The sequence below is a fragment of the Mesorhizobium sp. M7A.F.Ca.ET.027.03.2.1 genome, from assembly GCF_003999175.1.
Lineage (GTDB): Bacteria > Pseudomonadota > Alphaproteobacteria > Rhizobiales > Rhizobiaceae > Mesorhizobium.
The window spans coordinates 1-5838 of record NZ_RZOM01000318.1 but is presented as its reverse complement, the minus strand read 5'-3'; the positions used below and the strand labels follow the sequence as shown (position 1 = coordinate 5838).

Here is a 5838-nt window from a genome sequence, read left to right as displayed (position 1 = left end):
GCCCCATATCCCGAAACCATCGCTCTTTGCGATGGCCGTTCGGCCCAAAGAAAAACAGCGTCGGGGACCGGAAGCGCGGGGTGGCCGCCGGCGAACTTGACCAGGACCGGACGGCCGGCACGAACCTCCAGCGCTTGCGCCTTGCCGGTGACACGCAGCAGCGCCGCCACTTCGCCCGACCGCTCGACACCGACGCTGACACCGCTTGGCGCAGACCCCGCAAAGCCTGACGCCACCGGCAGGCCGAAGCACAGCATCGCGAGCAGCACCATGCCCATCAGGCATGAGCACGCTGCCGTCAGCGGCGCTTCAGGCCATCCGGTTTGCCTGGCCGCCGCGAAGGGACGCGATCTCGAAAACATCACCCGCCCTAACGCACCATGGCCAGAAAGGGATGCAAACCGGGCAAAAACCGGCAAGATATCGCCCTTGCGAGGCAAATATCGGGAAGCGCGGCCGCATCAGACAGTTCTTCCTTGAACCTTTTGCCCTCAAGTGCCAAATCTGGGTAAATTTTCACGCTGGCTCTCCTGCAGAGCCCTACCCGCTACACGGACAAAATGGTCACCTATCTCGACGCTGCCACGGCCCCGCTCAGAAATACCGGCCAGATCCGCCTCTATGGCGAGGACGGCTTTGCCGGCATGCGCAAGGCATGCGATCTCACCGCACGCTGCCTCGACGAGCTGGTGCCGATGGTCCAGCCCGGCGTCACCACCGAAGCAATAGACCGCTTCGTCTTCGAATTCGGCATGGACCACGGCGCGCTGCCGGCGACGCTCAACTATCGCGGCTACACGAAATCGTCCTGCACCTCGATCAACCATGTCGTCTGCCATGGCATTCCCGACAACAAGCCGCTCAAGGATGGCGACATCGTCAACATCGACGTCACCTATATCCTCGACGGCTGGCACGGCGATTCTTCGCGCATGTATCCGGTCGGCACGATCAAGCGCGCCGCCGAGCGCCTGCTCGAAGTCACGCATGAATGCCTGATGCGCGGCATTGCAGCGGTCAGGCCGGGCGCCCGCACCGGCGCCATCGGCGCCGCCATCCAGACCTTTGCCGAAGGCGAGCGCTGCTCGGTGGTGCGCGACTTCTGCGGCCACGGCGTCGGCCAGTTGTTCCATGACGCGCCGAACATCCTGCATTACGGCAGCGCCAATGAAGGCGTCGAGATGCGGCCAGGCATGATCTTCACCATCGAGCCGATGATCAATCTGGGCAGGCCGCACGTGAAGGTTCTGTCGGACGGCTGGACTGCGGTGACGCGCGACCGCTCGCTGTCGGCGCAGTACGAGCACACGATCGGCGTGACCGACACAGGGTGCGAGATTTTCACGCTGTCGCCCAAAAAGCTCGATCGCCCCGGCCTGCCGGCTTAGAGCGTCTGCCCGGCAGGAGGCCGTCTATGCCGACTGCACGCCAGCGGCATTCGGCAGGTCGATGGTGACGACCAGTCCGCTGGGCTGGTTGTCCTGCAATTCGATCCTGCCGCCGTGGCCCTGGACGATGTCGGCAACGATCGAGAGGCCCAGACCGAAGCCATGCTTCGATGCAATGCCGCGCGATGCATCTTCCTTGAAGAATGGTTCGAAAACACGAGCACGTGCCGTCATCGGAATGCCCGGCCCGTCGTCCTTTACCGTGATGCGCGCCGCCGTGCCGGTCGCTGTCAAGGCGACCGTGACATTGCCAGCGAATTTGACCCCGTTGTCGCAAAGATTGGCGATCGCACGCGCCAATGCATTGGGCTTGCACCAGCCCAGGAGCCGGTCCGGCCCGGAATATGAGACAGGAAATCCGACATCGGAGAACTCGGCGCAGACGGTTTGCAGAACGCTGGCAATGTCGGCGAGCTGCAGCTTCTCCGTCGAAACATCGTTGCGCAGATAGGTCAGGGTCTCGTCGATCAAGATTTCGATGTGCTGGACATCGGACAGGATTGCGGTTCGGATGGGGCCATCATCCATACGCTCGGCGCGAAGCCGCAGCCGCGTCAACGGCGTGCGCAGATCATGACTGACGCTGCGCAACATGCGCGTGCGGTTTTCGATCATCGTGCGGATGCGCGTCCTCATCCTGTTCAGGGCGCGCGCCAATCCCACCATTTCAATGGAGCCGTGTTCGACGAAGAGCTGGTCGCCATTCTCAATCTCGGCCGAACCGACTGCTGCCGAGATGCGCTTCAATGGATCCGTCACGGCCCAAACCGCAAACAGCCAGATCAGCACGGGCAAGGCGACGAAAGCCATGAACCTGTAGAACGAGGCACGGACGAGGCCCGATGTCAGCCAGGAATCGGGCATGCCGAAATGGGCCAGGACGTCCTGCTGGTCCAAGTCGATGACAAACGCGTATCGGCCGCCGATCCTTAGCCAGCGTCCATCAACCGTCCCCCTGTCGATACGCAAAAGCCATTCGACACTTCGCCATTGCAGATAGGACTGGGGAATGCCGGCTATCTGGTCCTTGGGCAATATCTCGAAATCAAAGCCGGCCCGCTTTGCTGTCGCCAGAATTGCGCCACGCGCCTCCGCCGGCGTTTCTTGCAACAAGGCAGCAACAACGCCTGCACGCCTTGCGTTATCTTCCGCGGCGGGAAGGTCGACGTTCTCTATGAAACTCTCAACGACCGAACCGACGAACATGATCACGATCACCGCGATGAAAATGATCGCCACAAACTGCCCACGCACGGACTGCGGCAGGAAACGGCGGAGGATATCACTCATGCTTCCTCCACCGTCGCGGTGAAGATATAGCCACCCAACCGAACGGTCCTCAAAAGCACCGGATCGCGCGCATCCTTTTCGATCTTCCTGCGGATTCGACTGATATGGACATCGACGCTACGCTCGATCGGCCCCGCGAGCCCGGCATGGGTTACGCCCAGAAGTTCCTCGCGAGAGAGAACCCGGCCCGCATTGCGACAAAAGGCAAGCAACAGGTCGAATTCATGCGTCGTGGTCGTAACCCGCGCATTGTTGGGGTCATGCAATTGCCGGCGTATTGGATCGAGGCGCCAGCCGTTGAAACGAAGCACCTTCGACCAGTCCCGCTCGTCTGGAGCATAGGCTGTGCGGCGCAGCAGCGCCCGTATCCTGGCCGTCAATTCGCGCGCGCTGAACGGTTTCGTCACATAGTCGTCGGCGCCGATTTCCAGCCCGAAGATGCGGTCGATTTCCTCACCGAGCGCGGTCAGCATCAGGATCGGAATGTTGGTTCCGGCCCGAAGACGGCGGCAGATGTTGAGACCGTTTTCGCCCGGCAGCATGACATCGAGCACGATGAGATCGAATTTCTGGTTGCGAAGCGCGGCGTTCATCTGGACGCCGCTCTCGGCAATTTCCACGATCATGCCGTTGTCGGTGAGCGTCTCGCCCAGCATGCGCGCGATCTCAAGATCGTCTTCGACAATGAGGATGCGCGAACCTTGCCTTGCCGACCTGGATTCGGCGCTCAAATCGCTTTGGTGCCGTTGCTGTGCCATTCCGGAGTTTGTCTAGCCTGCATTTGGTGCCTGGGTAGGCGTCAGAACCGATATCCGACGAGAAGCATCCCTGAAGGCTGGATCTTTTCGACGACAACAGGGCTGTCGGCAGCGTCACCCAAGAGAACACCGGCCCCCGCTTCGCCGCGCACCATCCAGCTCTCGTCGAGCATATATGTGGCGGAAATCGAAAAATCGGCGCGCTTCAAACCGGCACCGGCATCATAGCGCGCCAGCCCCGAGCGAGCCGATTGTTCGGGCGTGACACCAAAATAGGCCTGCATGTAATTTTCGTCGGCGAAGACGGCGGACGCGCTGGCGCCGATCATCAACGATTGAGACAGAGGCCGGGTCACCTCGATCCCCACCCTGCCCTCAAGGCCATCGCTGCCGCCGATGGTCTTGTCGAGTTGCGCGAATATTTCGGCCGGACCGAACTTCGCCGCTGCCTTCACGCCGACCGTCGCGCCCATGTCGACGTCCCCCAAGCCGCGCAGATGGTCGGAGTCGTCTTCCTTGCGGCCCATCTCGTAGCCAAGCCGAGCGCTGAACGCGAACGGTCCTTGTTCATAGACGGCGATGTTGGCACCTGTCGGGTCGATCGTCACCGTGTCGAGGAATGTCGCCGTGACGAAAGGCACCGGCATGATCTTGAACTCATTGCTGCCTTCGTATTTGGGGACGATGATGGCGCCGCCGCCGACCACGACATGCCAGTCGGACAGTTTCCGTTCGATGCGCCCGAAACGGGAAGGCTCGGGCGGCGGGGTGAAATCGTCGGTATCGACGGCAATGGCGTCGGCCGCGAGCGCGCCCTCCGAATGGGCTGAAAGCAGGATTGCCATGGCCGCAAGAGATGCCCGGCGGGCAAACAGTCCAGAGTCAATTTTGGTGAACATGCGTGCTCCAGTATAGCGAGGCAACGAGCCTCCGATGGCGCCAACATGTCAGGTGAAAGTGGCCGCATGCGTTAAGTGATGTTAAGTTTTGTTGCGCAATCGTGGTTTCATCTTGCCGTATGAGAAAGCCATAGCCACGATCTGCCGTGGGGCGTCTCGCGATCGGGGAACAGAACTGTTTCAATCCCGGCCAGAACAGTTCTAATGTCTGCGCTGGAGCAATGTGGGCGGTGTATGGGGAACACAAACGACGACGACGAGCGGAGTTTCTTCTCCGAAGCGCCGATGCGGCCTGCGGCGAAAGCCAAGGCGACGCTCGACGAAAAGCCGCATTACCTCGGTCACCGCGACCGACTGCGCGAGCGTTTTGCCCTGGCGGGTCCGGACGCCCTGCCCGATTACGAACTTCTGGAACTTCTGCTTTTTCGCCTGATCCCTCGTGCCGACACCAAACCGGCGGCCAAGGCGCTGCTGGCGCGCTTCGGCACGCTGGCCGAAGTGCTCGGGGCGCCGGTTGGCCTCTTGCAGGAAATCAAGGGCATTGGCCCTGCGGTGGCGCTCGATCTCAAGATCGTCGCGGCAACCGCGCAGCGCATGGCGCGCGGAGAGGTGCAGGGTCGCGAAGTCCTCTCGTCCTGGACACAGCTTCTTGCCTATTGCCGGTCGGTCATGGCCTTCGAGGCGCGCGAGCAGTTCCGCATCCTGTTCCTCGACAAGAAGAACGCGCTGATCGCCGACGAGGTTCAGCAGACAGGCACCGTCGACCATACCCCCGTCTATCCGCGCGAGGTGGTCAGGCGCGCCCTCGAACTCTCGGCCACCGCCATCATCCTGGTCCACAACCATCCATCTGCGCCGCAACGCGTCACGAACAGTCCCGCTCAATCACATTTAATCACTTTCTTTTTTCGCCTTGCGTACTGGGGGCGGTATTTGGCATATTGGAGGCTGTTTTCGGCGACCGAACGCCCTACCGTCACCAATTAACGAGCCCATACCGCCCCCAAATCTGGAAGTGTTCAGCCATGCCCAGCCTTACTGACGGCGCAATTCGACGAGCAATCAGACAGGTTGAGAAGTCAGGAAAGCAGACCGACCTAGCCGATGGCGAAGGTCGCGGCACGGGCCGGCTGGTGCTGGTTCTGAAGGCAATGCCCACACGGGTGACAGCCGAGTGGATGGCTCAGCAGTGGCGCGATGGCAAACGAACGAAAAAGAAGATCGGCTCCTATCCCTCGACCTCACTGACCGGAGCGCGGGATCTCTTTCAGCGCGACTTCGCCAATCTGATCCAAAAGGGCCGCAGCATCAAAATCGCCACAGATACCCGGCCGGGAACCATCGGCGATCTCTTCGAGGCTTATGTCGAGAACCTCAAGGACAACGACAAGTCCTCCTGGAAGGAGGCCGAGAAGGGACTGAACAAGGTTGCCGACACACTCG

General features: G+C 61.2%; 5 protein-coding genes and 2 pseudogenes. 3 read left to right on the top strand and 4 right to left on the bottom strand.

The window, feature by feature from the left end; all coding sequences use genetic code 11:
• Positions 1–362, bottom strand: a pseudogene (locus tag EN750_RS15745) (hypothetical protein); the annotation flags it as partial.
• Between the two features lie 198 nt (positions 363–560).
• Between EN750_RS15745 and map the strand changes: the two are divergent.
• Positions 561–1388, top strand: a complete 828-nt coding sequence (gene map, locus EN750_RS15740; protein ID WP_013532002.1) for a type I methionyl aminopeptidase — start codon at positions 561–563, stop codon at positions 1386–1388.
• Positions 1389–1412: 24 nt separating this feature from the next.
• Here map and EN750_RS15735 read toward each other — a convergent pair whose 3' ends face one another.
• From EN750_RS15735 to EN750_RS15725, 3 genes are read right to left on the bottom strand one after another with little or no spacing between them, the layout of a single operon-like run.
• Entirely contained in the window at positions 1413–2738 is a 1326-nt protein-coding gene (locus tag EN750_RS15735; RefSeq protein ID WP_127396958.1) for a HAMP domain-containing sensor histidine kinase, read from the bottom strand.
• The gene (locus tag EN750_RS15730) at positions 2735–3496 is read right to left on the bottom strand and encodes a response regulator transcription factor (protein WP_032900681.1); all 762 of its coding nucleotides are present in this window, start codon (positions 3494–3496) and stop codon (positions 2735–2737) included. The genes EN750_RS15735 and EN750_RS15730 overlap by 4 nt, the downstream gene beginning before the upstream one ends.
• Positions 3497–3537: 41 nt before the next feature.
• Complete coding sequence (locus EN750_RS15725; RefSeq protein WP_127396957.1) at positions 3538–4395, bottom strand: MipA/OmpV family protein; 858 nt, start codon at positions 4393–4395, stop codon at positions 3538–3540.
• Between the two features lie 234 nt (positions 4396–4629).
• Here EN750_RS15725 and radC point away from each other — a divergent pair, with 234 nt between their 5' ends.
• Both radC and EN750_RS15715 read left to right on the top strand, forming a co-directional pair.
• Positions 4630–5382 (top strand): DNA repair protein RadC, encoded by a 753-nt coding sequence (gene radC, locus EN750_RS15720; protein ID WP_245482715.1) that lies wholly within the window; start codon positions 4630–4632, stop codon positions 5380–5382.
• A 38-nt stretch (positions 5383–5420) separates the two neighbouring features.
• A pseudogene (locus EN750_RS15715) lies at positions 5421–5838 on the top strand (Arm DNA-binding domain-containing protein); the annotation flags it as partial.

Excerpts from the sequence above, each read along its gene's own strand:
- map (WP_013532002.1), top strand. The coding sequence starts at position 561 with ATGGTCACCTATCTCGACGCTGCCACGGCCCCGCTCAGAAATACCGGC.
- EN750_RS15735 (WP_127396958.1), bottom strand. The coding sequence starts at position 2,738 with ATGAGTGATATCCTCCGCCGTTTCCTGCCGCAGTCCGTGCGTGGGCAG.
- EN750_RS15730 (WP_032900681.1), bottom strand. The coding sequence starts at position 3,496 with ATGGCACAGCAACGGCACCAAAGCGATTTGAGCGCCGAATCCAGGTCG.
- EN750_RS15725 (WP_127396957.1), bottom strand. The coding sequence starts at position 4,395 with ATGTTCACCAAAATTGACTCTGGACTGTTTGCCCGCCGGGCATCTCTT.
- radC (WP_245482715.1), top strand. The coding sequence starts at position 4,630 with ATGGGGAACACAAACGACGACGACGAGCGGAGTTTCTTCTCCGAAGCG.